The organism is Bacillus sp. V33-4, from assembly GCF_002860225.1.
Taxonomy (GTDB): Bacteria; Bacillota; Bacilli; order Bacillales; family Cytobacillaceae; genus Bacillus_BJ; species Bacillus_BJ canaveralius.
This window is the reverse complement of sequence record NZ_PGVC01000040.1, coordinates 23,354-49,852: the sequence shown is the minus strand read 5'-3', so window position 1 is coordinate 49,852 and position 26,499 is coordinate 23,354. Positions and strand designations below refer to the sequence as shown.

Genomic DNA, 26,499 nt, shown 5'->3' with positions numbered 1-26,499 from the left:
GCTCTTGGAGGAACGACGATGGTAATGTTAAAAGATGACGAGAGGCTCGATTATCTTCTGGCAGAAAATTTGCGGATTATTCAGAGCCCGTCCGTATTTTCCTTTTCTTTGGATGCTGCTTTATTGGCAAGGTTTGCATACGTTCCGATCCAAAAAGGGAATCTTATCGACCTCTGCAGCGGGAATGGAGTAATTCCGTTATTTTTGAGTGCACGAACAAAAGGGAGAATTACCGGCGTGGAAATACAGGAACGATTGTATGATATGGCTGTGCGGAGCGTTCGCTATAATAGCCTCGAATCAAGAATCACGATGATACATGGCGATATTAAAGATATGCCAAAGCAGCTCGGCTATGGAAAGTTTGATGTCGTTACATGCAATCCACCTTACTTTCCGACACCATCGAACGCTGAAATCAATGAAAATGAACATTTGGCGATTGCCCGTCATGAAATCCTGTGTACCCTTGAAGACGCTGTGAGCGTTTCAAGCCAGCTGCTCAGGCAGGGAGGAAAGGCTGCTTTTGTTCATCGGCCCGGCAGGCTTCTTGATATAATAACATTAATGAGGCAATACAGGCTCGAGCCGAAGCGGATTCAACTTGTTCATCCGAAGCCTGGAAGTGAAGCGAATACTTTATTGATTGAAGCAACGAAAGACGGGAAACCAGATCTGAAAATCTTGGCGCCGTTATTTGTTTATAATGAGCGAAATGAATATACCCGAGAAGTGAGCGAACTTTTATATGGAGAATAACTGTCATTATTTTTATGTATTAACATGCAATGATGGAAGTTTTTATGGAGGATATACGAACAATTTAAAAAGAAGAGTGAAGCTTCATAATGAAGGGAAAGGGGCAAAATATACAAGAGGCAGAGGGCCGGTGACACTTATTTTTTACAAACAGTTCGCTAATAAAGGTGAGGCGTTGAAAGCCGAATATGATTTTAAAAAATTGCCGAGAAAAAAGAAGGAAGATTTCCTGCTTCAGGAAACAGGAGGGGCATATGTGGCAGCAAAAGAGCTTCCAGAATGAAGAAAGCAAAGGAATCCTGTATCTCGTTCCAACTCCAATCGGGAACCTGGAGGATATGAGTTTTCGGGCAGTTAGAATCCTGAAAGAAATGGATTTCATCGCTGCAGAAGACACGCGAAACACGAAAAAACTATGCCATTACTTTGAAATTGATACTCCATTGATGAGCCACCATGAACATAATAAAGATGTCAGTGGAGAGAAAATTGTGAAACTGCTCAAAAATGGAGCAAAAATTGCCCTCGTCAGTGATGCAGGAATGCCGGCTATTTCGGATCCCGGATATGAACTGGTGAAAAAGGCAACAGAGGAACAGCTTACGGTTGTCTCCCTTCCCGGTGCTAATGCTGCCTTAACAGCCCTGATTGCATCGGGCTTAGCGACTCAGCCATTTTATTTTTATGGCTTTCTGAGCAGGCATAAAAAGGAGAAAAGAAAAGAACTGGAAGAGCTGGGTAAGCAAACAGCTACACTTCTTATCTATGAAGCGCCCCATCGATTAAAAGATACATTACAACTAATGGCAGAAGTCCTTGGCGAGAGAAAGATTGTTCTTTGCAGGGAACTAACGAAAAAATATGAAGAACTGATAAGGGGCACAATCGCTGAAGCGATGGACTGGGCAAACCGTGAAGAAGTAAGGGGTGAGTTTTGCCTTGTGGTTGAAGGCGGATCCGAATCCGCTTCGGATCAACAACTGTGGTGGGATCGCTTAACCATTAAGGAACATATTGAGCATTACATTTCGGAAGGAATGGCTCCGAAAGATGCGATTAAGCAAACAGCGAAGGACAGAAATATTCAGAAACGCGATGTATATCATGTCTATCATATCGAATCATAATAAAAAGAGCTTCTCCATTTATTTGGAGAAGCTTTTGATTATTACTTGGAAAGTTCAAAAGAACTTTGGATTTCTTTTAATAACTGCTCAGCGCCATCACGGCTAAGGATTAATTTTCCGCCTGCAAGAGTTACGTTATCATCGGAAACTTCACCAGTAACATGGCAAGTCATGTTAGGCTTGTACTTTTTCAAGATGATTTTTTCATCATCTACGTAAATCTCTAGAGCATCCTTTTCAGCAATACCGAGCGTACGTCTTAATTCAATCGGAATCACCACACGACCTAATTCATCAACTTTACGAACAATACCTGTAGATTTCATCTTAATTAATCTCCTCTCAACCTTTATCTCTATTTTTATTGGAATTCGTCATAATTCGACAAATTCTTTATTTAATATAATAATACCAGCCTTTCCCATAAACGTCAATTATTTTATTTATAATTCCGAGTGTAATTTTACAACATTTTATAAAAACCTTGATATAAAAAGGTTGTTAACGGTTAAAATTATAAAAAATATAAAAAAAAAATCCTGTAATAAGTAAAATTTATTTATGGCATTTTATCAAAAAAGCTTTAAAGTGTATAATATTTATACTTTTTTCGACAAAAATCTACAAAAATCCGCTTTTCAGACGGCAAGATACAAAAAACTAATGTCATTATATTCCCTCCAGGACGGCTGGTTAAACCTCTAGTCTAAAAAAATATTATTTTTAATAAAAACCAGCGTTATCCATAAAATTTTACATCACATGCTTTGTTGCTTGTAAAGCTCCTTAATTGGTTGCACATTTTCACATTTTTAGGTATATTTTGAGGATATAAGCGGTTATGATGTCTCTAGGCGGACTAGAACATCAGATGGTTGTTAACTTCGCTAAAAAACAGGATAAAACAGCTCAATCAAGGCAGGATATTTAGAGATCTCGTCCCATTGGGCGGGATTTTTTCCTTAGCTGTTCAGGATAGGTTTCATTTATAGTGCTTTTTTAAATAAGGAGGGAATATCCGATGCAGGAAAAATTGAATACATTTTATATTACTACTCCCATTTATTATCCAAGTGGCAATCTCCATATCGGTCATGCCTATACGACAGTTGCGGGCGATGCAATGGCCCGTTATAAACGGCTGCGCGGTTATGACGTGATGTATTTAACCGGAACTGACGAACACGGACAAAAAATTCAGCGTAAAGCTGGGGAAAGAGGGATTACTCCTCAAACATACGTGGACGAAATCGTCGATGGAATCCAGGAGCTTTGGGGCAAACTCGAAATCTCTTACGATGACTTCATCCGTACAACCCAGGATCGCCATAAACAAACGGTGGAAAAGATTTTTGCCAGGCTGGTTGAGCAGGGCGATATTTATTTAGATGAATATGAAGGCTGGTATTGCACGCCTTGTGAATCCTTTTATACGGACAGGCAGCTTGAGAATGGTAACTGTCCCGATTGCGGCCGTCCTGTCGAAAAGGTAAAAGAAGCTTCTTATTTCTTTAAAATGAGTAAATATGCGGATCGGCTCCTCAAATATTACGAAGAAAACCCCGACTTCATCCAGCCGGAATCACGAAAAAATGAAATGATTAATAACTTTATTAAACCTGGTTTGGAAGATTTGGCTGTATCACGAACTACCTTTGATTGGGGCGTAAAGGTACCTGGTGATCCGAAGCATGTTATCTATGTATGGATTGATGCCCTGTCCAATTACATTACCGCGCTTGGCTATGGGACTGAGAATGATGCAAAGTATTTAAATTATTGGCCTGCCGATGTCCATTTAGTTGGCAAAGAGATTGTCAGGTTCCATACAATTTATTGGCCGATCATGTTAATGGCGCTTGATATCCCTCTTCCAAAAAAGGTCTTTGCCCATGGCTGGTTATTAATGAAGGATGGAAAGATGTCCAAATCGAAAGGAAATGTCGTCGACCCTGTTACCTTAATCGATCGCTATGGCCTTGATGCACTCCGTTATTATCTGCTTAGAGAAGTACCTTTTGGGGCGGATGGAGTGTTTACTCCGGAAGGATTTGTGGAGCGAATCAATTTTGATTTGGCGAATGACCTTGGAAATCTCTTAAACCGTACGATTGCGATGATTGAAAAATATTTTGACGGGATTATTCCTTCATATAAAGGTTCCAACGGCGAATTTGACCGGTTGTTGCTCGACGCCAACGTCGATGTGATCGGTAAATATGAAGAAGCAATGGAAAAAATGGAGTTTTCAGTGGCCTTGAGTACAGTTTGGCAGCTTGTCAGCAGAACAAATAAATATATTGATGAAACGCAGCCGTGGGTGTTGGCTAAATCAGAACAGGGCCGGGAACAATTGGCGAGTGTGATGATTCATTTAGCAGAGTCGCTACGCCGGATTGGGATTTTATTAAAGCCATTTTTAACCCGTACACCTGAACGGATTTTTGAGCAACTGAATGTTAACGAAGAAACACTGACTTCCTGGGACAGCCTTGAATCATTTGGCCAAATTCCCGAGGGCACTGCGATAAGAAAAGGGGAGCCTTTATTTCCTCGGCTGGAAATACAAGAGGAGGTCGAGTTTATTAAAGAACAAATGCAAGCCCCATCTGTAACAGCCGAAACTAAGCCTGAAGAAAAGCCGGAGACGGAAGAAATAACGATTGATGATTTTATGAAGGTGGATTTGCGGGTAGCAGAGGTCATTCATGCAGAGCCTGTGAAGAAAACGGATAAGCTTTTAAAGCTCCAGCTTGATTTAGGCTATGAAAAACGCCAGGTTGTTTCCGGGATTGCAAAGTATTATACTGCAGAGGAAATCATCGGCCGAAAAGTCATTTGTGTGACGAATTTAAAACCGGTCAAGCTTCGCGGTGAGCTTTCAGAAGGAATGATTTTAGCTGGAGGAAAAGACGGAGAACTATCCTTGGCTACTGTTGACCAGACTCTCCCGAACGGATCACAGGTAAAATAAAAAAGAATAAAACATAGAATTGTTTCACATGTTACAGCTATAAGGAAACAGTTCTATGTTTTTTATTCTAATATAATAAATTTCATCAATTTAGGCGTCTATATCTTTATATATTCATTACATAAAGTTATTGAATGGATAGTTTTTTAAATTTAATAATTGTAATCAAAAAATAAAATTCTAGTTTAAAGGAGTTTTTAGATTGCTTTTTGACACACATGCCCATTTAAATGCAGAACAGTTTAATGAAGATTTGCCGGAAGTTATTAACAGAGCACTCGAAGCTGGTGTCACAAATATTGTTGTGGTCGGGTTTGACAAACCAACCATCACAAAGGCAATTGAACTTGCTGAAACATATGAGTTTATTCATGCAAGTGTTGGCTGGCATCCGGTTGATGCGATTGATATGACTGCGGAAGATTTACAGTGGCTTGAAGAGCTCGCAGCACACCCAAAGGTTGTGGCGCTTGGAGAAATGGGTCTCGATTATCATTGGGATAAATCGCCTAAAGAGATCCAGAAAGAGGTTTTTCGCAAGCAAATCAGGCTGGCGAAAAAGGTAAAGCTGCCGATCGTTATCCATAACAGGGATGCGACTGCGGACACTGTACAAATCCTTAAGGAAGAGGGTGCAGAGGAAATAGGGGGGATCATGCATAGCTTCAGCGGGAGCGTTGAGATTGCTAAACAGTGTTTGGATATGAATTTTTATATTTCATTGGGTGGTCCCGTAACATTTAAAAATGCCAAAACGCCGAAAGAAGTAGCAGCGGCAATTCCGTTAGACCGTTTGTTAATTGAAACAGATTGTCCGTATTTAACGCCGCACCCATTTCGCGGAAAAAGAAATGAACCGGGTTATGTAAAATTGGTTGCTGAACAAATTGCTGAGATTAAAGGGCTGTCATTGCCGGAGTTTGCTGAGGCTGCAACGGCAAACGCAAAAAAAATATTCGGCATAAATTGATAAGCTTTTTTGTCGATACATGTGAAAGCTTGTCCTATTTTCTTACTATTCTAAAAAGTTCTACATATCTCCTTTCACTCATAGGATAACCATGTCGATAAGTCTTCCTTTCTTTTCCGAAATACATTTTGCATAATAAGAGGTGCGCCCTGAAGGAAAGGTATTTAGGTTGACAGAAGACGAGATAGTTTACTATAATCACTCCGAAGAGAAAAGGAGGCGTTTTTCATCGTAATTGAAACCATGAAAAACCTGTTTTCCAAGTCTTTGAGTAAAAAGAAGTTAGCCGTTATTTCAGCTAGTTTCGTAGTTTTTGCGGCAGCAACCGGATTCTTGTTTTATGAAACTACGAAGAAAACAGTAGCCCTGACGCTGAACGGCGAAGAAAAAGTCATCAAAACACACGCAGCTGAGATAAAAGATATATTCGATGAACTTAACATTGCAGTACGCTCAGAAGACTATGTGTTTCCAGTGGCAAACACAAAGGTTGAAAACAATATAAAAGTGGTTTGGGAACAGGCGAAGCAGGTTCAGATTGTGCAAGGTGAAGAAAACAAGACAGTTTGGACGACAGCCGCGACGGTTGGAGAGCTTTTAAAAGAACACCAGATTGTTTTAAGTGAGCATGATAAGGTTCTCCCAAAGCTTGACGAAAAGATTAAAAATGATCTTGAAATTTCCATTCAAAAAGCCTTTCCTTTAACGCTTATCGATGGAGGTAATAAACTGGAAGTCTGGTCCACTTCGACTACGGTCGCTGACTTTTTAGTGCAGCAAGGTATTCCACTGGCTGATTCAGACCGTGTTGAACCTAATCTAGAAGAGACAATCACAGAAAATGGCGTTGTCAACGTCATTCGAGTTGAAAAAGTCACCGATGTAGTGGAAGAACCAATTAGCTTTGCCATTGAAACAAAGAAAGATGGCAGCCTTGCTCAAGGTACCGAAAAAGTTATTACTGAAGGCGTAAACGGTCTAGTTGCGAAAGAATTTGAAGTGGTGAAAGAAAACGGACAGGAAATTTCCCGAAAATTAATCAGCGAGAAGAAGATTAAAGACAAACAGGATAAGGTCGTAGCCCTCGGAACGAAGATAATCGCCCAGCAAGTATCCCGCCAAGCAGCTCAGTCTGAACCATCAGCGGGCCGGGAGTTTTATGTAGACTCAACAGCATATACGGCCAGTTGCAATGGCTGTTCAGGCGTTACTGCAACCGGGGTTAACCTCAACGCAAACCCAAATGCCAAAGTAATCGCCGTGGACCCAAGTGTTATTCCGCTTGGTACAAAGGTTTATGTGGATGGCTATGGTTATGCTGTTGCTTCCGATACAGGCTCAGCAATTAAAGGCCATAAAATCGATGTCTTCTTTGCTGGAACATCCGAAGCCTATCGCTGGGGCAGAAAAAAAGTAAAGATCAAAATATTAGATTAGGCTTTGATGCAGGGGAGCAATCCTCTGCATTTTGCATTTTAATTAATTTTATTTATAATTGTTAAACAAGCGTAAATGAAGTTTTAGAATGACTTGATCCATGCATTTATGAGTAACACGATGGAGATTTCTTAAATTCTCCATTTCATTTTATGCTGCTTTCTTTTATATAGACGTTTAATGTTACAAAAATGTTTCAGGTTTTTTTCAAAAATAACAAAAAAATTAAAGTTTCAGTGCGGGTTAATACAATCGCGTCTGTAGAGGCGCTTGCGCTTTTCTGTATAATGGAGGAAAAATGAAGATTAAGGAAATTATTGTGGTCGAGGGAAAAGATGATACTACTGCGATTAGAAACGCTGTCGATGCCGATACAATCGAAACTAACGGTTCTGCCATTAATAAAGAAACGATCGAAAAAATTAAGTTGGCCCAAAAAGTCCGCGGTGTCATTGTGTTTACCGATCCTGACTTTCCAGGAGAGAAGATAAGAAAAACGATTGCCGATAATGTACCAGGATGCCGGCATGCTTTTCTCGAAAAATGCGATGCATTGCAAAAGCACGGCAAAGGAGTTGGCGTTGAGCATGCATCACCAGCTGCGATAAGAAAGGCATTAAATGCTGCCCATACAATGAACGGCGAGGTTAGAGAAGAAATAAGCCAGGATGATCTCATCTTAGCAGGTTTAATCGGCGGAGAAGGATCTAAAGAACGTAGAATCAAACTTGGAAAGCTGCTGAAAATTGGCTATACGAACGGTAAACAGCTTCATAAACGGCTAATGATGTTCCAAATTAGCCCGGAGGAGTTCGCCGCTGCGCTGGCAGCAATACGTCAGGAGGAACAACATGAATAAGGATATCGCAACCCCCTTAAGAACACGGGCCATTCTTGAGAAATACGGCTTCTCATTCAAAAAGAGTCTCGGTCAAAATTTTTTGATTGACACCAATATTTTAAAAAATATTGTCGATCATGCCGGATTGACTGACAATACAGGAGTGATCGAAATCGGTCCCGGCATTGGTGCATTGACAGAACAGCTTGCCAGAAACAGCAAAAAGGTAGTCGCCTTAGAAATAGATCAGCGGCTGCTTCCTATTTTGAAAGATACGCTCGGCCCCTATCCGAATACAAAAATAATCCATGGGGACGTTTTAAAAGCCGATGTTAGCAAAATAATTAATGAGGAATTTGCAGGTATTAACGATATTACGGTCGTTGCTAATTTACCGTATTATGTAACTACACCAATTATCATGAAGCTTCTTGAAGAACATCTTCCGATCAGGGGGATTGTCGTCATGCTTCAGAAAGAGGTTGCAGACCGGATATCTGCCAATCCTGGTTCTAAGGACTATGGATCTCTATCAATTGCTGTTCAGTATTATACAGAAGCAGAAACAGTGATGGTCGTGCCCAAAACTGTTTTCGTACCACAGCCAAACGTCGATTCAGCGGTGATTCGTTTAACAAAACGGAATAAACCAGCTGTATCAGTGATTGAAGAAGAATTCTTTTTTTTAGTTACTAGAGCAAGTTTTGCACAAAGGCGAAAAACAATTTTAAATAATTTAACAAGCCAGCTGCCAAATGGAAAAGAGATGAAGGATGAAATTGTGGCCGCTCTCCATGAAGCGGACATTGATCCCGGCCGAAGAGGAGAAACCCTTTCAATCGAAGAATTTGCGCACCTGAGCAACCTACTATACCCGCTTTTCCGCTAAGACCCTTAAGGGTCTTATTTATTTCGGCGTGATAAGCTCCAGCAAAGATGGTTTATCATATGCAGTAGGGTATATGCAGAAAGAACTTCCCTGAACTAAACGCATTTGTCCCCGCTGACTCCCGTAAACAGGCGTTATGAGCTCTATGTCAACCCAATCACAATGAGATAGGAATTTGCATAGCTTATCAGAGAAAGATCTGGGAGTGACGATTATGGATATTAACGTAATGGATATCGTTGGGAGAATTTCTTATCATTGCGACATAATGTTTAGAGTCATCGATATAAAGGAAGAAGCAGGCCGGAAAACAGCTGTGTTGGCAGGAGAGGATGTTCGGCTTATTGCAGATGCTCCCTATGAGGACTTAATCATTATAGATCCATCTAAACGAACAAAATTGGCGCGCGAATTCAGATCGCTTGAAGAACAGTCCTTCAAGCTGTTCCGGCAGGATGTGGACCTGTTGAAACAGAAGCAGGAGTATGATGCAACAGGAGGGTACAGCAAGTCCCACAACTTTTTTCAAATGCCTGGAAGGGTCCTGCATTTAGATGGCGATCCTGTTTATTTAAAGAAGTGCTTACAGCTATATGAAAAGGTTGGCGTTCCTGTATACGGAATCCATTGCGCGGAAAAAGAGATGCCTGACAAAATCGTGCATCTCATTGATTATTACCGCCCGGATATCCTTGTGATAACCGGCCATGATGCTTATTCAAAGGCGAAAGGAAAAATAAATGATTTAAATGCGTACCGGCATTCACGCCACTTCGTCCAAACAGTCAAAGAAGCTAGAAGGAAAATCCCCCATCTGGATCAGTTGGTCATCTTTGCGGGCGCTTGCCAATCCCATTTTGAATCGCTCATCCATGCCGGCGCAAATTTTGCCAGCTCTCCTTCAAGGGTAAATATCCATGCTCTTGATCCTGTCTATATTGTGGCAAAAATAAGCTTTACACCGTTTATGGAAAGAATCAATGTGTGGGACGTGCTGCGAAATACGCTTACCGGACAAAAAGGGTTAGGGGGCATTGAAACGAAGGGTGTATTGCGGACAGGAATGCCATATAAACTCGATCAACTTCAGTAAAAAAATAAGTCGTTCGTTTTAACTAACGACTTATTTTTTGAATAGAACGCACATATTCTTTGTCGAAAAAGGTCAACCTAAAATTGTTGAAATATCGAAGAAAAAGTCAGAGAAAATATATTGACAATCATTTTGAATGACTGTTATAATTTATCTTTTTGTTTGACTTAATTATGTCAGCGTGTTATACTTTACATAGTGAGGTGGACCGAATGCCAAAAACATTATCGGATATTAAAAAAGCACTCGATTCGAATCTAGGTAAAAGACTTTTGCTCAAGGCAAACGGCGGACGCAGAAAAACGATTGAGCGTTCCGGTGTTTTAGCAGAAACATACCCTTCCGTTTTTGTGATTGAATTAGATCAAGATGAAAATGCATTTGAACGTGTATCTTACAGTTATGCGGACGTTTTAACTGAGACAGTTCAAATTACCTTCTATGAAGATGCTTCAAGAAATATTGCCTTAAGTTAATAAGGCCCAAAGCAGGCAGTAAACAATTGTTTACTGTCTTTTATTTTGCCTTTTTTCTGTTCTTGTAAACAAGGCATCAGGGTAAATAAAGGTTCACATCAAATAAACGGGTTTATCAATACTAATAATGCCGCGTGTAAAGAAAGGGGTTGTTTTTCTTGGGCAGAAGAAGAGGGATTATGTCAGAGGGTTTTAAAGAGGAGCTTGCTAAAGATCTTGGGTTTTATGATGTTGTCCAAAGGGATGGTTGGGGCGGAATTAGGGCCAAAGATGCTGGGAACATGGTAAAGCGGGCAGTTGAGCTCGCCCAGCAGCAGCTAGCTGCACGACGATAACACTTCTTACGTTTTGTACCAAGCAGAAATTGTGGATTTACCGCGGTGAAGCCAGGGCGCATGTCCTGGCTTTTTATCATATTGATCGGGCTATTTTGCTTTATCACACGATCAATATGATAAAAGCCAAAGGCTCTTGCTAACCATTTACTTATATTTCGCCATTTTTTTCGGCTAATTTAGTCTTTTTTCAAATACAGAAAAATGATAAAATAAGGTATTTGTGATGATTGTCGGGAATAACGTCTTGAGTTATCCCATTTGTGGTAGAATAGGACAAAATACGGAGATCGTCGAATTTTGTAAAAGTAGGTGGACATAAGTGAAGCTTTTAGTAAAAGCGCCCGCGAAGATTAATTTATCTTTAGATGTTTTACATAAAAGGATGGATGGTTATCATGAGGTGGAAATGATCATGACCACGATTGACCTCGCAGACCGGCTTGAACTGTCCTTATTAGAAAAAAATGAAATTAAAATTATCTCGCATAACCGGTTTGTGCCGGATGACCAGCGGAACCTTGCTTATCAAGCGGCGCGATTATTAAAAGAGCGATACGATGTGAAAAAGGGAGTTTCGATTGCGATCGAAAAGGTTATACCTGTTGCTGCGGGCCTGGCAGGCGGCAGCAGTGATGCTGCGGCAGCGTTAAGAGGTCTAAACAAGCTTTGGGGCCTTGGTCTGACAATGGATGAACTGGCCGAGATTGGCTCAGAGATCGGATCGGATGTTTCTTTTTGTGTATACGGAGGAACGGCCCTGGCGAAAGGCAGAGGAGAAATAATCACGCAGCTGCCTGCACCTCCTACCTGCTGGGTCATTTTAGCGAAGCCGTTCATCGGAGTTTCGACTTCGGATGTTTACCGCCGTCTTGATCTAAAAGGAAAGAAACATCCAAATATTGATAGCATGGTTAACGCAATTGAAAGAAATGACTATAGCGGGGTTTGCCAAAATGTCGGCAATGTTCTTGAGGAAGTGACTTTAAATCTGTATCCGGAAGTAGCCCATATTAAGGAACAAATGAGGCGTTTTGGAGCCGATGCTGTATTAATGAGCGGGAGCGGGCCGACCGTTTTTGGGCTCGTTCAGCATGACTCAAGAATGCACCGGATATACAATGGCTTGCGGGGTTTTTGTGACCAGGTATTTGCCGTTCGAATGCTTGGTGAACCGAACACCCTTGATTAAATCCGTATAATAATGGTATATTATCGGTAGAATATTCGGGTTTGAGGAGGTTCCATTTTGAAATTTCGTCGCAGCGAGCGCCTTATAGATATGACGAACTATTTGTTAGAACATCCGCGGCAGTTAATTCCTTTGACATTTTTTGTGGATCGTTATCATTCTGCCAAATCTTCTATTAGTGAAGATCTGACAATTATTAAACAAACCTTTGAAAAAAGAGGCATCGGATCCCTTCATACTGTTCATGGGGCAGCAGGGGGAGTTAAATACTACGTAAAAGTCAGGAAAGATGAGGCGAAGCCTTTTATAGAGGATCTATGTGCTCTGATCGCAAGCCCGGAACGGCTCCTGCCCGGCGGTTATCTGTACATGACCGATATTTTAAGCGATCCTTCTATCGTCCAAAAAGTCGGGCGTTTATTTGCTTCTGCCTATGCGGAGGCTAATATTGATGTCGTTATGACAGTGGCGACAAAAGGGATTCCGCTTGCCTATGCAGTGGCAAGCCAGCTCAATGTACCGGTAGTGATTGTGAGAAGGGATAATAAAGTTACCGAAGGCTCAACAGTGAGCATTAATTATCTGTCAGGCTCAGCGAAAAGAATTCAAACAATGGTCCTCTCAAAAAGAAGCATGGCAGAGGGGTCAAAGGTATTGATTGTGGACGACTTCATGAAAGCTGGCGGAACGGTTAATGGGATGATCAGTATGCTTGATGAGTTCAAAGCAGAAGTAGCCGGTATTGCCGTTTTAGTAGAATCCGAAAACATAGAAGAGCGGCTGGTAGATGAATATCTGTCGCTTGTCAGGCTCTCTGATGTCGACGTAAAGGAAAAACGGATTAATGTTGGTGAAGGCAATTTTTTTACGATGAATTAGAAATCCTTACAAGGGGGAAATCACATGAAAATTGTACAAACACATGAAGCACCCGCAGCAATTGGTCCTTATTCTCAAGGTATTGTTGTGAATAATTTGTTTTACAGCTCCGGGCAAATCCCGTTAACTGCTGCAGGGATGATGGTCGAAGGTGATATTAAAGCACAGACCCACCAGGTTTTTGCGAATTTAAAAGCTGTATTGAAAGAAGCAGGAGCTTCATTGGAAACAGTTATTAAAGCGACAGTTTTTATAAAAAACATGGATGATTTTGCAGATATAAATGAAGTATATGGGGAGTATTTTTCGCACCATAAGCCAGCTCGCTCTTGTGTTGAAGTAGCAAGACTGCCAAAGGATGCTCTAGTTGAGATAGAAGTAATTGCGCTTGTCAAATAGCTGACAGGCGTTTTTTTATTAATGGAATGAATTTCATAAAGCAATTCTTTAACTGAAAAACGAACAGTTATTGAAAATTAAGATAGTATTATTCGTTTCCTATCGCAATACTCGTGTTTATGTAGACAACTTCATTCTATTTTCGGTTTAGCTTATTACATTGTGAAATTTACTCAATTGCGCGAATTCACCCCAATTTTTAAAAAATTTTTTATTCGCAAAGCAGGAAATTGGGAAGTTTTGTTGAATAACTTAACTAGTTTTCTATCTAGGGAAAAAGGTGGTGAACATTATGGAAGTTACTGACGTAAGATTACGCCGCGTTAATACGGATGGCCGCATGAGGGCTATTGCCTCAATCACTTTGGACAATGAATTCGTTGTTCACGATATCCGTGTTATTGATGGAAACAATGGTTTATTTGTCGCAATGCCAAGCAAACGTACTCCGGACGGGGAGTTTCGTGATATTGCACATCCGATCAATTCGGGAACTCGCGGGAAGATCCAAGAAGCTGTTTTAGCAGAGTACCACCGATTAGGTGAATTAGAAGTCGAATTTGAAGAAGCTGGAGCTTCCTAAAAAGATAAACAGCAAGGGCCTACTTCATGAGTCAGGCTCTTTTTGATGAATAAAACTTCTTATTTATCTTAATTGCGTTTAGCTTCAAATTATAAATACCGATGCCGAAAATTGGCTAAGATAGGAACAAGCGGTTTTAGGCTTGTCTCCGCGATAGGAACAAGCGGTTTAGGCTTGTCTCCGCGATAGGAACAAGCGGTTTAGGCTTGTCTCCGCGACGGGACTAACGGCTTTAGGTTTGTTTTTAAAACACATTCACTTTTCTTTTCAATTTCCCCTGTGACACACCTTTAAACATCATTCCCGCAAAATTTTAAGGCTCACCAGTTTGTTTTATTTCCCATTTCCTGATGACAAAAATATGTACTTTCTGTTCCATCCTTGAAATAAGCCGCTTTTTAAGATATATTCTTAATGGGTAAAAAGGTAAATTGGAGGCTTATAAATGTTAACTAGATATGCCGTAATTTTAGCGGCCGGCCAGGGGACAAGAATGAAATCAAAGCTCTATAAAGTGCTTCATCCTGTTTGCGGCAAACCTATGGTGCAACACGTTGTAGATCAAGTATTAAAACTTAATATAAAAGAAATGGTAACAATCATTGGCCACGGTGCTGAAGACGTCAAGAGCCAGTTGGGTGAAAAAAGCAGCTATGCATTGCAAGCGGAGCAATTAGGGACAGCGCATGCTGTTATGCAGGCGAAAGAAATCTTAAGCGGCAAAGAAGGGGTAACCGTTGTCGTCTGCGGTGACACTCCATTAATAAGGTCGGAAACAATTGAAGCCCTTTTCACGCACCATGAACAGACGGAAGCGAAAGCCACGGTGCTAACTGCCTGGGCCAACGATCCAACCGGGTATGGGCGGATTATCAGAAACGGGGAAGGGTTTGTCGAAAAAATTGTTGAGCATAAAGATGCTTCATTAGAAGAACGAAACATTCACGAAATTAACACTGGTACCTATTGTTTTGACAATAAACATTTGTTTGAAGCACTGCAAAATGTTTCAAATGATAATGTCCAGGGTGAATATTACTTGCCTGATGTGATTGAAATTCTCAAAAAACAAGGCGAAACGGTAAGCGCATATCAAACCGCTGATTTTGGTGAAACACTTGGTGTTAATGACCGGGTTGCACTCGCAGAAGCAGAGCGGCTCATGAAGCTGAGAATTAATGAAGCCCATATGCGAAACGGGGTAACTTTGATTGACCCGCTCAACACTTATATCGGGCCTGATGTCATTATCGGGCAGGACACAGTTATTTATCCGGGGACGATACTGGCGGGAAAAACGGTTGTTGGGGCAGAAAACAAGCTTGGACCGGGAACGGAAATCAAGGATTGTCAAATAAGTGACCATACCGTGATTCGCCAATCCGTCGCGCATGACAGCGTTATTGGCTCGCACGTCAATATTGGCCCGTTTGCCCATATACGCCCGCAATCCGACATTCATGATGAAGTCAAAATCGGCAATTTTGTTGAAATTAAGAAAGCTGTGTTTGGTAAAGCCAGCAAAGCTTCCCATCTCAGTTATATAGGTGATGCAGAGGTTGGCAGCGATGTAAATATTGGCTGCGGATCGATAACCGTAAATTATGACGGGAAAAACAAGTTTTTAACGAAAATCGAAGACGGTGTCTTTATCGGCTGTAACTCAAATCTTGTCGCACCAGTTACTATTGGTAAAGGTGCTTATGTAGCGGCCGGCTCGACGATCACGGAGGATGTTCCAGGTGAAGCATTGTCGATAGCCCGGGCCCGTCAAGTTAATAAAGAGAACTATGTTCAAAATTTAAATATAAAGAAATAAGCCATTTGGAGGTCCCGCATGTCGAACCAGTATTTAGATCCAAACCTTAAAGTTTTTACGCTTAATTCGAACCGGCAGCTTGCAACCGAAATTGCGAAAGTGATCGGTGTGGAGTTAGGGAAATGCTCTGTCACCCGTTTTAGTGACGGTGAAATTCAAATAAACATTGAAGAAAGCATTCGCGGTTGTGATGTATTTGTAATTCAATCTACAAGCCTGCCTGTAAATGAGCATTTGATGGAATTGTTAATCATGATTGATGCGTTAAAGCGCGCTTCGGCGAAAACCATCAATCTTGTCATGCCGTATTACGGTTATGCGCGCCAGGACCGTAAAGCAAGGGCCCGTGAACCAATTACAGCAAAATTGGTGGCAAACCTTCTTGAGAAGGCCGGTGCGACCCGTGTGATCACGCTCGACCTGCACGCTCCGCAAATTCAAGGATTTTTCGATATCCCAATCGATCATTTAATGGGTGTACCGATTTTATCCGAGTACTTTAAAAACAAAAAAGGGCTAAATGATATCGTCATTGTCTCTCCTGATCATGGCGGGGTTACAAGAGCAAGAAAAATGGCGGAACGGTTAAAGGCACCGATTGCGATCATTGATAAACGCCGTCCAAAGCCAAATGTTGCCGAAGTAATGAACATTGTCGGGAATATCGAAGGGAAGGTCGCGATCTTAATTGACGATATAATCGATACTGCCGGAACAATCACCCTTGCTGCCAATGCATTAGTCGAAAATGGTGCATCAGAAGTATTTGCATGCTGTACTCACCCGGTACTATCAGGCCCGGCCATTGATCGGATTGAAAACTCGAAAATCAAGGAGCTTGTTATCACCAATTCAATTGCATTGCCGGAGGAGAAGAAAAGCGGAAAAATCGTTCCTCTTTCAGTTGCACCTTTAATCGGCGAAGCGATTATCCGCGTCCATGAGGAGCAGTCGGTCAGCACCCTTTTTGATTAAAAATTTACGTAAGGCTCTCCTTCTGGGCAAGTGAAGTTGTATGGTTAAATCGGAACAAGTACTTCAGGATATCACCATCAAGTGTTTAGCGACTCTTTATTTAGGGCATTTTTATTAATAGTATTTGCACTACAAATTAGGGAGGGGACTTTTTGATGAGTACAGTCTTGCAGGCAATGGAACGTTCAGATTTTCGCAATTCAAGTTTAAGAGAGCTTCGTGAACAAGGGAATATTCCAGCGGTTGTTTATGGAACGAAAGTTGATAATAAATCAGTTTATATCAGCTCAGCAGATTTAATTAAGACGATCCGCGAAATTGGCAGAAATGGTATCATTTCTTTAGATATTAACGGAAGCAAGCATGAAGTAATCTTAAGTGACTATCAGCATGATCCTTTAAGGAATGAAATTATTCATGCTGATTTCAGGGCGGTTGACATGTCTTCCGAGATACATGCTGAGGTCAGGCTGGTGCTTGTCGGCGACGCCGCTGGTGTTAAGGATGGGGGAGTTATGCAGCAGCCTGTCCACGCTGTTACGATTACGGCGAAACCAAATCAAATTCCGCCAGCAATTGAGGTCGATGTAACCAACCTTCAAATTGGCGAAAACTTAACAATTGGGGATATAACATCCGACCGCAATTATCAAATAAACCATGATCCAGAGGAAGTCATTGTCTCCATTCTCCCTCCAAAACAAGAGGAAGAAGGGGATCAACAGGAAGGCGGTACTCCTGAAAATGAACAAGGCGGACCAGCAAAGCCAAGTGAAGAATAAGACGAAAGCCTTTACTTCTGCACAGCAAGTCGGCAGTAAGTCGCAACAAAACCAGGCGTAACCTCAAGGGTTACGTCTTTTACAGTTTATATATTGCAGAAGCTCGAGTGATAGGGAATTTTAGGTTTGTTTTCGTAATAGGAACAAGCAGTTTGTAGTGTGTTACCAAGGCGTTTGGCACTTTTTAAAAACTTTATAAATTATAGTTTGGGCGTATCGATGTCGAGTTCCAATGTTCAGGACATACTAGTGCCGGCCAATGCCACAGGACCTGACGTGTTTGTCATCCAGCGGGGTGCCGGAGCTGAACAAGAAGCTTGCGTTTTTCTTATAAGGGGTGGGATAATGAAAATCATTGCAGGACTGGGAAACCCGGGTAAACAGTATGAGCAGACAAGGCATAATATCGGCTTCGCGATCATTGATCTTCTGTCTGCGCGTCTTAACATTCCTGTTGACCAATCAAAATTTAAAGGGATATATGGAATTGGCCATGTGAACGGACAAAAGGTAATTCTTTTAAAGCCGCTTACGTATATGAATTTATCAGGAGAATCAATCCGGGCCGTTCTCGATTATTATGATGCCGGTTTGGATGATTTATTGATTATATATGACGATCTCGATTTGCCGGTTGGAAAAATCAGATTGAGGCAAAAGGGAAGTGCCGGTGGCCACAATGGGCTAAAATCAACGATAGCCCATTTGGGATCCCAGGAGTTTAAAAGAATCAGGGTCGGTGTCGGCAGGCCTCCACACGGTATGAATGTGCCCGACTATGTGCTTGGTCGGTTTTTAAAGGAAGAACAGGAAGTTATCGACGAAGTGGCCGGCCAGTGTGCAGATGCATGCGAAGCATGGCTGCAAAAACCATTTCTTCAAGTGATGAACGATTTTAATCAATAACGATTTCATTATTTTGTTATTGTCTTCATACAATAAGCCAAAATGAATAAGTTCCTTCCATCATGTAGATAATAGGACTATTATTAATTGTAATAGGGAGGGACAGGCATGGCTATTCATTACCATTGCCGTCATTGCGGAGTGAAAATCGGCAGCCTTGATAAAATGGCCGTTCACTCGGAAAGTCTCGGCTTCCATAAGCTGACGGATGAAGAGAGGCAAGAGATGATTTCTTACGAACTGACCGGGGATATCAAAATTAAATCGATCTGTGAGGATTGTCAGGAAGGACTCGACAAGAATCCCGATTATCATCAATATGATTTTATTATTCACTAAGCTTTGGAAAGCCATCCAAAGCGTTTTTCTGTTTTAATTAAAACCAACAACCGGTATACGGCAAACAGTTAAAACTTGCTGTACCGCAGAAAACACAACAAGGCAAAGGTGTTTTGAAGAGGAGGCTTTATCAATGCAAGCCATTAAAAGGCTATTAAATAAGCAAGATGATATTCAATCAATCATTAATGGACTGACAGGAGGATTAAGAGAACAGCTTGTGGCCGGTCTTTCCGGTTCAGCAAGGACGATGTTTCTGGCATCGGTGTATGAACGGACGGAGAAGCCGATCCTGGTGATAACACACAATTTGCTCCAGGCACAGAAGCTTTTTGATGATATTGTTCATTTATTGGGAGAAGAGCAAGTTTATTTATTTCCTGCCAATGAATTGATTGCTGCAGAAATGGGAATAGCAAGCCCTGAGCTTAGGGCGCAGCGTTTGGAAGCGCTAAATCATTTAGCTGTCCGGAAACGTGGAATTACTATTGTGCCGATTGCGGGGTTACGCAAAATATTGCCCCCAAAATCGCTATGGAATAAGAGCCGGCTTTCGTTGCAGGTCGGCGATGAAATCCAGTTGGAAGAGATGCTGCATCAATTTATCACAATGGGATATCTTCGCTCCGAAATGGTGTCTGCTCCAGGTGAATTTAGTATTAGAGGCGGAATTATTGATATCTACCCTTTAACCGAAGTTGATCCGCTCAGAATTGAGCTGTTTGATACAGAAATTGATTCGATCCGGACTTTTTCGTTAGACGATCAGCGCTCAAAGGATAAACTCAGTTCTATTTCGATCAATCCGGCAACCGAGCTGCTTTTAGAATCTGAACATTTTGCCCGAATTATTGCAAAACTGGAAACCGGTCTCGCAGGCAGCCTGAAGAAAATAAAGGACGACAAAATAAAAACGTTATTGTCGCAACAAATCGGCTTCGAACTCGAACAGCTAAGAAATGGCCAAAAACCTGAACAAGTATTTAAGTACCTTTCGTTTGCCTATGAAAATGAAAATAGTTTAGTAGATTATCTGCCTGAAAACGGACTCGTTTTTATTGATGAAATAAGCCGGGTTCAAGAGATGAATGACTCACTGGAACGGGAAGAGGCCGAGTGGTACACAAGCCTGCTTGGCGAAGGAAAAGTGATTCATGATGTGAAAATATCGCATCAGCTTCAGCCGCTCCTTCATCAATCACATCGGCCAATCGTTTATATGTCGCTGTTTTTAAGACATGTACCGAATACAAATCCACAGAATATCGTTAATATTTCGTGCAAGCAAATGCAAAACTTTCATGGGCAAATGAATGTGCTAAAAGGTGAGGTTGAGCGCTGGAGGAAAGGCAATTATTCAATCATTTTTCTCGGACCTGATAAAGAAAGAGTAAAAAAGCTTGAACGTGTTCTTGAGGATTATCAAATAGAAGCGACAATCATTCATCATGATCATGACTTAATACAGGCAAAAGCCCAGATCGTTGAAGGAAATCTGCATACTGGCTTTGAGCTGCCGATTCAAAAAATCGCTGTTATTACAGAAGAAGAGCTTTTTAATAAACGACCTAAAAAGCCGTCGCGCCGGCAAAAGCTTTCCAATGCAGAGCGAATTAAAAGCTATTCGGAACTAAGGGTCGGGGACTATGTGGTCCATGTAAACCATGGAATTGGTAAATATTTGGGTATTGAAACACTTTTAATCAATGGCTTGCATAAAGATTATCTGCATATTCGCTATCAGGGGAGCGACAAATTGTATGTTCCCGTTGAGCAAATTGACCTTGTCCAGAAATATGTTGGTGCAGAAGGAAAAGAACCAAAAATTTATAAACTGGGCGGGAGCGATTGGAAACGGGTTAAGAAAAAAGTTCATGCGTCCGTTCAAAATATTGCTGATGATTTAATTAAGCTGTATGCAGAACGCGAAGCTGCCAGGGGTTATGCGTTTGCGCCGGATGGTGACATGCAGAGAGAGTTCGAGACTGCATTTGCTTATCAGGAGACGGTTGATCAGCTGCGTTCAATTCACGAAATTAAAAAGGATATGGAGCGGGAGCGCCCGATGGATCGCCTCCTATGCGGCGATGTGGGCTATGGGAAAACAGAAGTGGCCATTCGAGCCGCTTTTAAAGCGATAGCTGATGGTAAGCAAGTAGCGTTTCTCGTTCCAACAACGATTCTCGCTCAACAGCATTTTGAAACGCTGCGTGAGAGATTTCAGGATTATCCGATTAAGATAGGCCTTCTAAGCCGTTTTCGGACGCGGAAACAGCAAACGGAAACGTTGAAAGGACTTAAGGCTGGCATAGTTGATATCGTTGTGGGCACACATCGGATTCTTTCAAAAGATGTCACCTACCGCGATCTCGGCCTGTTGATTATAGATGAAGAGCAGCGATTTGGCGTAACACATAAAGAAAAGATTAAACAACTGAAAACCAATGTCGATGTTTTAACATTAACAGCAACTCCGATTCCGCGCACCCTCCACATGTCGATGCTTGGAGTAAGGGATCTTTCTGTTATTGAAACGCCACCTGAAAACCGCTTTCCTGTCCAAACCTATGTAATGGAGTACAATGGCGGCCTGGTCAGGGAATCAATTGAGAGAGAGCTGGCCAGAGGCGGTCAAATCTATTTTCTTTACAACCGGGTTGAAGATATTGAAAGAAAAGCGGAGGAAATTTCGATGCTTGTTCCAGATGCCCGCGTTGCTTATGCTCACGGACAAATGTCCGAAAATGAACTCGAATCAGTGATGCTTGGTTTCCTTGAAGGTGAATTTGATGTTCTCGTCAGTACGACGATTATTGAGACGGGAGTGGATATACCAAACGTTAATACATTGATCGTGTATGATGCTGATAAAATGGGTCTTTCCCAGCTTTACCAGCTGAGAGGACGGGTGGGCCGCTCAAACCGGGTCGCATACGCTTATTTCACTTATCGAAAGGATAAGGTATTAAGCGAAGTAGCAGAAAAGCGGCTGCAGGCCATTAAAGAATTTACGGAGCTCGGCTCTGGCTTCAAAATTGCGATGCGCGATTTATCGATTCGCGGGGCCGGGAATTTATTAGGGGCAGAGCAGCATGGCTTTATTGATTCTGTCGGGTTTGATTTATATTCCCAAATGCTGAAGGAAGCCATTGAAGAACGAAAAGGCGATTACGAAGTAACGAAAACATCTTCAATTGAGATTGATGTGGAAGTAGATGCCTATATCCCTGACACGTATCTGTCGGATGGCCATTTAAAAATTGAGATGTATAAACGATTCAGGGGGATTGAATCCCTTGAAGATTTACAAGAATTACAGGATGAAATGAGGGACCGTTTCGGAGATTATCCTGATGAAGTTTCCTACCTGTTTCAAATTGCTGAGATGAAGGTCCTCGCTCAGCAGTCGGGTGTAGAGCTGATCAAACAAACAAAACACGAAGTGTTAATTTTACTTTCTGAAAAAGGAAGCAGTCGGATTGATGGGCAAAAACTTTTTCAGTTAAGCAGCAAGTACGGCAGAATGATCGGACTGGGAATGGATGGGCAGAAGCTGAAAATGGTTCTTCATATTAAAGGGATCGAAGCAAAGGAATGGTTAAATGCTGCATTCGTGATGATTAATGGCCTTCATGAAGCCAGTAAAGACCATGTTGGACAGTAATTCTCTATGGAAAAGATTTCATTTGTAACCAAATTGTAATGATAACGATGTTTTATCCGGTTTGGACGGGGGTATTTTATCCGTGTGCAGCTATTCTGACTGGTATGATTAACCGTATTTGCCATCTTTATCACAAAGGAGAAAAAAATGAAGTCTGTGTATAGAACTCTTCTTATGAAAGATACTAAGTTCAAACTTGGTGATGTTTTCATATTAAGGCAACATGAATCATGGCCAATAAAAAAAAATCATCATATGAAAGTGGGGCAACAGTGAATGAAAGCAACGGGAATAGTGCGTCGAATTGATGATTTGGGTCGTGTCGTCATCCCTAAAGAAATTCGCAGAACACTGCGAATCCGCGAAGGGGACCCATTAGAGATTTTTGTGGATCGTGATGGAGAAGTCATCTTGAAAAAATATTCCCCAATCAGCGAATTGGGAGATTTTGCGAAAGAATATGCTGAAGCGTTATATGATAGCTTGGGAAATCCAGTTTTAATTTGTGACAGGGATACTTATATAGCCGTTGCAGGCGGTTCAAAGAAGGATTATTTAAACAAAAATATCAGTGATCTCGTGGAAAAAACAATGGAAGACCGTAGCTCTGTCCTGACCAACCAGCAATCGACTGTGTCTTTGGTTGATGGGAATGAAGAACCTGTTTCAGCTTACACGATCGGCCCAATTATAGCAAATGGTGATCCTATTGGCGCAGTCATGATTGTTGCCAAAGAAGGATCTCTTGGTGAAGTGGAACAGAAAGCAGTAGAAACGGCTGCAGGCTTTCTGGCAAGGCAAATGGAGCAATAATATATAGGGTGGGAAAAATAATTCTCAGATGAAAGGGGTAGCAATAAATGCTGCCTTTTTTCTTTTACATAAAATTGAGGCAAAATTGGTTTGATCAACACAGCCTTTTTCACTATGTTATAATTATCGATATTCCATTTTTGGAAGGAGAGGGGCGATGAAGCCCGGAAACGATTCAAAACAATTATTAAGAGGGGCATTCATTCTTACCGTTGCCGCTCTGTTAACGAAAATACTAAGTGCCGGCTATCGGATTCCTTTTCAAAACATTACCGGTGATATCGGTTTTTACATATATCAACAAGTTTACCCATTTTATGGACTGGCACTGATCCTGTCCACTTATGGTTTTCCGGTTGTGATTTCGAAGCTTTATACTGAACGGAAGTGGGATAAAGAGCCTGCGGCAGGGCCAAGGCTTCTGATCTTCTCGTTTATCTATTTGTTTATTTTCGGCTTGATTGCGTTTTTTGGTCTATATTTTCAGGCGGAGTGGATTGCAGCTTCAATGGGTGATCACAAGCTTGCCGGTCTTTTTCGAATTATCTCATTTGTTTATTTACTGTTTCCATTTATCGCTGTTTTACGTGGGTATTTTCAAGGGCAGGGCAATATGGTGCCGACAGCTGTTTCGCAGGTTGGTGAACAGTTATTAAGGGTTATAACGATCCTGCTGCTGGCCATTCTGTTGACGGAAAAAGGATTTTCCCTCTACCATATAGGCGGTGGGGCAGCATTCGGGTCTATTACTGGTGGAATTGCTGCAGCTATCATTCTCGGATATTTTTTCATCTATAAAAGAAAGCAACAAAAGTTATGTAGAATTTCATTTAGTTATCATGAATGGACAGAAGCAAAAGATATAGCGAAAGCATTAACGGTTCAGGGATTTGCAATCTGTATTTCGGGAATGTTGCTTATTTTTCTGCAGCTGGCAGATTCGTTGAATTTATATTCCCTGCTTGTCAGTTCAGGGATTGATGGAGATGAAGCGAAAAAGCTCAAAGGAATCTATGATCGCGGGCAGCCGCTCCTCCAGCTGGGGACTGTGGTTGCCACTTCTTTATCTTTATCGCTCGTTCCGCTTATTGCAAGCAGCGCTTTTCGTCACAAAAAGGAACTTTTAAAGGAAAAAATCGCATTAGCCTTGCAAATCAGCATTGTTGCCGGAGCTGGAGCTACTTTTGGCTTATCCGTCATTATCCGGCCCGTTAACCAAATGCTGTTTGAAAATACATTAGGCTCAAATGTTTTAGTCCTTTTAAGTTTAATCATTTTGATGAGTTCGGTCATCATTACGATTTCAAGTGTATTGCAGGGGCTTGGCTTTTCGCTCTATCCGGCTGTCGTCATTTTATTGGGGTTCGCCGGGAAATGGATGTTGAATATTTGGCTTGTGCCTGTTTTTGGAACGATGGGTGCAGCTCTTGCTTCGAATATTTCACTTGTATTCATGTTAATACTGATGATTGTAAAATTAAGAAATGAAACAGGGATCACCTTTTTGCCAGCCCGTTTCTACTTGATTACCGGATTTGCGCTGGCTGTGATGGTCGCGGCATTAAAAGTCTTCCTCTGGGGAACTGGCGCTATTGGCTTTTCAGGTGAAACAAATCGAATCGGCGCTGCTGCCCAGGCACTGCTCGGCGCCGGGCTTGGCGGTTTTCTTTATTTGTCAGTTATTTTAAAAAGATCTGTTTTCAAAGAGGAGGAGCTCGTACTGTTCCCGCTTGGGAGCAGGCTGGCGTGGTTATTGCCTAACAGGAACAGGAGACGAAGCGAATGAATAAGAAGATTGTTGTTGTCGGCCTTGGTGCCGGAGATATCGACCAACTTCCACTCGGGATTTATAATAAGCTTATCCAGGCAGATGTTGTTTACTTAAGAACAAGGGAACATCCGGTTGTGCAAGCGCTTGAAAAAGAGGGTGCGGTGTTCCGCTCTTTTGATTCAATTTATGAAAAACACGAGCAATTTGAGGATGTTTATCATGAAATTGCAGAGACATTGTTTGCATCAACAGAAAAAGATCCGCTCATTTATGCGGTGCCTGGACATCCTCTCGTTGCTGAAAGAACCGTCCAGCTTTTGCTCGAAGGTGGAAGCAGCCGGGGGATTGAGATAGAAATAGGCGGTGGCCAAAGCTTTATTGATTCGCTGTTTCAAGCTGTCCGCATTGATCCGATTGAAGGCTTTCAGCTTTTAGACGGAACCGACTTACAGAAAGATGCATTGCAGATCACCCAGCATATCATGATTGCTCAAGTGTATGACCAATTCGTCGCTTCCAATGTGAAGCTGACCTTGATGGAGCTGCTGCCTGATGATTACGAAGTCGCGATTGTGACCGCAGCGGGCAGCGCAAATCAACAGATTAACAAGGTGCCGTTATTTGAACTGGACAGGGAAATTGGCTTAAACAATTTAACTACGGTCTATGTGCCACCCGTTGCCCGCGAAGAGATTTTATATAAGCAATTCAGCAAACTCCGCCAGGTTATTGCCGAGCTGCGCGGACCGAATGGCTGCCCGTGGGATAAAAAACAAACTCATCAATCGTTAAAAAAATACTTAATAGAAGAATCGTATGAATTAATTGAAGCGATTAACCTAAATGACATAGACAACATCATTGAAGAGTTGGGTGATGTGCTTCTTCAAGTGATGCTCCATGCCCAGATCGGCGAAGATGAGGGTTACTTTTCAATCACGGATGTCATTGAAGGAATAACGGCAAAGATGATTCGACGCCACCCCCATGTTTTTGCTGAAATAAATGCGGACACAGAGGCTGAAGTATTAAAAAACTGGCAAAAAATCAAGGAACAAGAGAAAGGAACATCAACATCACGGCTCGATGGAATCGGCAAAGGTCAGCCCAACTTGTTAAAAGCTGAATCGCTGCAGCGGGAAGCGGCTAAAGTCGGATTTGACTGGCAGGAGATAACGCCGGCCTGGGAGAAGGTAAAAGAAGAAGTTTGCGAACTTGAAGCAGAGTTAACAAAAACCAGTCCGGACGAGAATTTAATCAAGGAATATGGAGATTTGCTTTTTGCCCTAGTCAATGTGGCCCGTTTTTTTGCTATAAATCCGGAAGAGGCGCTTTTTGAAGCGAACCAAAAGTTTATCAGGAGATTTTCCTATATTGAAAATAAAGTGGCCGAAAGCGGTCGGACATTTGAGGATTTTACGTTGGCAGAATTGGATTATTACTGGGATGAAGCAAAAAAAGCAGGTTTATAATGAT

The 26,499-nt window shown here is 41.7% G+C and carries 25 protein-coding genes; 24 read left to right on the top strand and 1 reads right to left on the bottom strand.

Annotated elements, in window-relative coordinates:
- Nucleotides 1-18: 18 nt before the first annotated feature.
- From CVD23_RS15085 to rsmI, 3 genes are read left to right on the top strand one after another with little or no spacing between them, the layout of a single operon-like run.
- Nucleotides 19-759, top strand: coding sequence for a tRNA1(Val) (adenine(37)-N6)-methyltransferase (locus CVD23_RS15085; RefSeq protein WP_101578960.1), 741 nt, complete (start codon nucleotides 19-21; stop codon nucleotides 757-759).
- Nucleotides 749-1,042 carry a GIY-YIG nuclease family protein gene (locus CVD23_RS15080; protein WP_101578959.1) on the top strand — a complete coding sequence of 98 codons (294 nt, stop codon included), beginning with the start codon at nucleotides 749-751 and terminating at the stop codon, nucleotides 1,040-1,042. Before CVD23_RS15085 ends, CVD23_RS15080 begins: the two co-directional genes overlap by 11 nt.
- Nucleotides 1,014-1,886: a 16S rRNA (cytidine(1402)-2'-O)-methyltransferase gene (gene rsmI / locus CVD23_RS15075; RefSeq protein WP_101578958.1), complete on the top strand. Its 873-nt coding sequence runs from the start codon at nucleotides 1,014-1,016 to the stop codon at nucleotides 1,884-1,886. Before CVD23_RS15080 ends, rsmI begins: the two co-directional genes overlap by 29 nt.
- A gap of 41 nt (nucleotides 1,887-1,927) precedes the next feature.
- Here rsmI and CVD23_RS15070 read toward each other — a convergent pair whose 3' ends face one another.
- Entirely contained in the window at nucleotides 1,928-2,218 is a 291-nt protein-coding gene (locus CVD23_RS15070; RefSeq protein WP_180955677.1) for an AbrB/MazE/SpoVT family DNA-binding domain-containing protein, read from the bottom strand.
- 689 nt (nucleotides 2,219-2,907) lie between these two features.
- Here CVD23_RS15070 and metG point away from each other — a divergent pair.
- The 21 genes from metG to mazG all read left to right on the top strand — a co-directional run bounded on the left by metG (nucleotide 2,908) and on the right by mazG (nucleotide 26,495).
- Entirely contained in the window at nucleotides 2,908-4,860 is a 1,953-nt protein-coding gene (gene metG, locus CVD23_RS15065) for a methionine--tRNA ligase (protein ID WP_101578956.1), read from the top strand.
- A 202-nt stretch (nucleotides 4,861-5,062) separates the two neighbouring features.
- Complete coding sequence (locus tag CVD23_RS15060) at nucleotides 5,063-5,830, top strand: TatD family hydrolase (RefSeq protein WP_101578955.1); 768 nt, start codon at nucleotides 5,063-5,065, stop codon at nucleotides 5,828-5,830.
- Between the two features lie 243 nt (nucleotides 5,831-6,073).
- Nucleotides 6,074-7,267: a G5 and 3D domain-containing protein gene (locus tag CVD23_RS15055; protein WP_101578954.1), complete on the top strand. Its 1,194-nt coding sequence runs from the start codon at nucleotides 6,074-6,076 to the stop codon at nucleotides 7,265-7,267.
- Nucleotides 7,268-7,565: 298 nt separating this feature from the next.
- Nucleotides 7,566-8,126 carry a ribonuclease M5 gene (gene rnmV, locus CVD23_RS15050; protein WP_101578953.1) on the top strand — a complete coding sequence of 187 codons (561 nt, stop codon included), beginning with the start codon at nucleotides 7,566-7,568 and terminating at the stop codon, nucleotides 8,124-8,126.
- Complete coding sequence (rsmA, locus tag CVD23_RS15045; RefSeq protein ID WP_101666469.1) at nucleotides 8,119-8,997, top strand: 16S rRNA (adenine(1518)-N(6)/adenine(1519)-N(6))-dimethyltransferase RsmA; 879 nt, start codon at nucleotides 8,119-8,121, stop codon at nucleotides 8,995-8,997. Before rnmV ends, rsmA begins: the two co-directional genes overlap by 8 nt.
- 214 nt (nucleotides 8,998-9,211) lie before the next feature.
- Nucleotides 9,212-10,090 carry a sporulation peptidase YabG gene (yabG, locus tag CVD23_RS15040; RefSeq protein ID WP_101578951.1) on the top strand — a complete coding sequence of 293 codons (879 nt, stop codon included), beginning with the start codon at nucleotides 9,212-9,214 and terminating at the stop codon, nucleotides 10,088-10,090.
- A 212-nt stretch (nucleotides 10,091-10,302) separates the two neighbouring features.
- Nucleotides 10,303-10,566 (top strand): biofilm formation stimulator Veg, encoded by a 264-nt coding sequence (gene veg / locus CVD23_RS15035; protein WP_101578950.1) that lies wholly within the window; start codon nucleotides 10,303-10,305, stop codon nucleotides 10,564-10,566.
- A gap of 158 nt (nucleotides 10,567-10,724) precedes the next feature.
- Nucleotides 10,725-10,901, top strand: a complete 177-nt coding sequence (locus CVD23_RS15030; protein ID WP_101578949.1) for a small, acid-soluble spore protein, alpha/beta type — start codon at nucleotides 10,725-10,727, stop codon at nucleotides 10,899-10,901.
- A gap of 322 nt (nucleotides 10,902-11,223) precedes the next feature.
- The gene (ispE, locus tag CVD23_RS15025; protein WP_101666468.1) at nucleotides 11,224-12,093 is read left to right on the top strand and encodes a 4-(cytidine 5'-diphospho)-2-C-methyl-D-erythritol kinase; all 870 of its coding nucleotides are present in this window, start codon (nucleotides 11,224-11,226) and stop codon (nucleotides 12,091-12,093) included.
- Nucleotides 12,094-12,150: 57 nt separating this feature from the next.
- Nucleotides 12,151-12,972, top strand: coding sequence for a pur operon repressor (gene purR, locus CVD23_RS15020; RefSeq protein WP_101578947.1), 822 nt, complete (start codon nucleotides 12,151-12,153; stop codon nucleotides 12,970-12,972).
- Between the two features lie 24 nt (nucleotides 12,973-12,996).
- Nucleotides 12,997-13,371, top strand: coding sequence for a 2-iminobutanoate/2-iminopropanoate deaminase (ridA, locus tag CVD23_RS15015; protein WP_101666467.1), 375 nt, complete (start codon nucleotides 12,997-12,999; stop codon nucleotides 13,369-13,371).
- A 292-nt stretch (nucleotides 13,372-13,663) separates the two neighbouring features.
- On the top strand, nucleotides 13,664-13,954 hold the full coding sequence (gene spoVG, locus CVD23_RS15010; RefSeq protein ID WP_003347151.1) for a septation regulator SpoVG: 291 nt from the start codon (nucleotides 13,664-13,666) through the stop codon (nucleotides 13,952-13,954).
- 445 nt (nucleotides 13,955-14,399) lie between these two features.
- Nucleotides 14,400-15,773: a bifunctional UDP-N-acetylglucosamine diphosphorylase/glucosamine-1-phosphate N-acetyltransferase GlmU gene (glmU, locus tag CVD23_RS15005; RefSeq protein ID WP_101666466.1), complete on the top strand. Its 1,374-nt coding sequence runs from the start codon at nucleotides 14,400-14,402 to the stop codon at nucleotides 15,771-15,773.
- A gap of 18 nt (nucleotides 15,774-15,791) precedes the next feature.
- Nucleotides 15,792-16,748: a ribose-phosphate diphosphokinase gene (locus CVD23_RS15000; protein ID WP_101666465.1), complete on the top strand. Its 957-nt coding sequence runs from the start codon at nucleotides 15,792-15,794 to the stop codon at nucleotides 16,746-16,748.
- 155 nt (nucleotides 16,749-16,903) lie between these two features.
- Nucleotides 16,904-17,530 carry a 50S ribosomal protein L25/general stress protein Ctc gene (locus tag CVD23_RS14995; protein ID WP_101666464.1) on the top strand — a complete coding sequence of 209 codons (627 nt, stop codon included), beginning with the start codon at nucleotides 16,904-16,906 and terminating at the stop codon, nucleotides 17,528-17,530.
- 345 nt (nucleotides 17,531-17,875) lie between these two features.
- A complete protein-coding gene (gene pth / locus CVD23_RS14990) occupies nucleotides 17,876-18,436 on the top strand; it encodes an aminoacyl-tRNA hydrolase (RefSeq protein WP_101578942.1) in 561 nt (186 codons plus the stop codon).
- A gap of 108 nt (nucleotides 18,437-18,544) precedes the next feature.
- On the top strand, nucleotides 18,545-18,775 hold the full coding sequence (locus CVD23_RS14985; protein WP_101578941.1) for an anti-sigma-F factor Fin family protein: 231 nt from the start codon (nucleotides 18,545-18,547) through the stop codon (nucleotides 18,773-18,775).
- Between the two features lie 133 nt (nucleotides 18,776-18,908).
- Complete coding sequence (mfd, locus tag CVD23_RS14980) at nucleotides 18,909-22,439, top strand: transcription-repair coupling factor (RefSeq protein ID WP_101578940.1); 3,531 nt, start codon at nucleotides 18,909-18,911, stop codon at nucleotides 22,437-22,439.
- A 276-nt stretch (nucleotides 22,440-22,715) separates the two neighbouring features.
- Nucleotides 22,716-23,252, top strand: coding sequence for a stage V sporulation protein T (spoVT, locus tag CVD23_RS14975; protein WP_101578939.1), 537 nt, complete (start codon nucleotides 22,716-22,718; stop codon nucleotides 23,250-23,252).
- Nucleotides 23,253-23,409: 157 nt separating this feature from the next.
- The gene (locus tag CVD23_RS14970; protein ID WP_101666463.1) at nucleotides 23,410-25,038 is read left to right on the top strand and encodes a putative polysaccharide biosynthesis protein; all 1,629 of its coding nucleotides are present in this window, start codon (nucleotides 23,410-23,412) and stop codon (nucleotides 25,036-25,038) included.
- The gene (mazG, locus tag CVD23_RS14965; protein WP_101666462.1) at nucleotides 25,035-26,495 is read left to right on the top strand and encodes a nucleoside triphosphate pyrophosphohydrolase; all 1,461 of its coding nucleotides are present in this window, start codon (nucleotides 25,035-25,037) and stop codon (nucleotides 26,493-26,495) included. The genes CVD23_RS14970 and mazG overlap by 4 nt, the downstream gene beginning before the upstream one ends.
- The last annotated feature ends 4 nt before the right edge of the window (nucleotides 26,496-26,499 follow it).